At 64.8% G+C, this 748-nt stretch carries 1 protein-coding gene and 1 pseudogene; both read right to left on the bottom strand.

The features are described 5' to 3' along the window. Positions 1-161: 161 nt before the first annotated feature. On the bottom strand, positions 162-653 hold the full coding sequence (locus AC1DYI_RS37470; RefSeq protein ID WP_477209120.1) for an MOSC domain-containing protein: 492 nt from the start codon (positions 651-653) through the stop codon (positions 162-164). Positions 654-666: 13 nt separating this feature from the next. Next, positions 667-748, bottom strand: a pseudogene (locus AC1DYI_RS37465) (2-C-methyl-D-erythritol 2,4-cyclodiphosphate synthase); the annotation flags it as partial.

The raw sequence follows: 748 nt of genomic DNA, 5'->3' as shown, positions 1-748 counted from the left end.
CAGTTGCTCGCTGGGCATCACGCCGGCTTCGCTGTCGGCGGTCGCCTTGACCATCACCATGAACCGCATGTCAATCTCCTTCGATGGGGTTTGGGATCACTTCCATCTGTACGACGAACTGACCGCGGCGATTTCGACAAACGCCTGAGCAGATCACGCGGTTAGGCCAGCGCGCGCACCACGTCACCCACGCTGATCGCACCGCCCGTCAGCACCCGCGCCGTCATGCCGCCGTGGCCCCGCATCGCTGCGTAGCCGCCTGGGCCGATGGCCTCTTCCATGCGCGAACAAGGCTGGCAGGGGCCGACAATCTCCAGCACCGCATCACCCACCTGCAGCTTGGCATTCTTCAGCGCCAACAGGTTGATACCCGACACGACGAGATTGCGCCGCAGACCGATGACATCGACCTGATGGACCCGCGCCAGCTGGGCGATCACGTTCAAATGTTCTTGCTGGATCAGCGTGACCTGGCGGGTGGAGAGCTCCGCATCACCGCGTTGGCCCAGCCGATCATCGGCCAACCCGATGCCAGCAAGCGCCAGTGTGTTGGTGACCAGACGTGCCGGGTCGCGCGGCGAGCCTCGCACGATGATCGCCTCGACCCGCCCCTCGATGTGCGGCGGCGCATTGAGGTCGCGGATCGTCTTCATGCCACTGAGTCGATCAGGCTTTCGCCAGCAAACACACCGCCCGCGCCTCGATCGCCCTTCCCTCGCCCACCGGCCCCATCTTCTCGGCCGTCTTG

The organism is Ideonella sp. P3_A4 (genome assembly GCF_056403075.1).
Note: the sequence above shows the minus strand (reverse complement) of the source record. Positions and strands in the feature narration are given on the sequence as shown.